Source organism: Marmoricola endophyticus (assembly GCF_014644415.1).
Taxonomy (GTDB): domain Bacteria; phylum Actinomycetota; class Actinomycetes; order Propionibacteriales; family Nocardioidaceae; genus Marmoricola; species Marmoricola endophyticus.
Map to the genome: position 1 here is coordinate 1 of NZ_BMKQ01000013.1, position 533 is coordinate 533.

Here is a 533-nt window from a genome sequence, read left to right on the forward strand (position 1 = left end):
GAATATCTGTCAAAGGTACGGAGACAAGTATACTTGAAGAATCAGGACCAAATAGAGAAATACTATTCTTTCTTGCTTGTGCTAAAACAATAGCCAAATCAGGATCATAGCTTGGTTCCTGAATTTGTCCATTCTCAAATTCACCCCTGAGCCACTCACCGTATATAAATTCTCTTTTTGGAGGATATTGCCAAGGGACAACTTCACTCCTATTTATAACCGTAACTTCAAGTGGTCTAACAGAATCCGTATTTCCAATCTTTCCTGATATAGTCATTAGTCTTTCTGTTAGTTTTTTTCGAGTTAATTGAGGTAAACTATGATTCACGACGACTAGAACATCTACATCGCTGTTAATGCGTAAACCACCATTTACTGCTGAACCAAATAGATATACTCCAACTATTGAACTTCCAAATAAATCTTTTACGATTTTTAATGTTTGAATCGCTTGATTTGGTATTTTTCCGTTAATCAAATTGCTCATGATTTCACCTCGTTGATTATGTTCATATAAAGTTTATATTGATACT

The 533-nt window shown here is 34.3% G+C and carries 1 protein-coding gene; it reads right to left on the bottom strand.

What is annotated here, in order from left to right:
* The coding region (locus tag IEX42_RS18415; RefSeq protein ID WP_188781471.1) for a nucleotidyltransferase domain-containing protein at window positions 1–487 on the bottom strand (487 nt) is incomplete at its 3' end.
* Window positions 488–533: the final 46 nt, after the last annotated feature.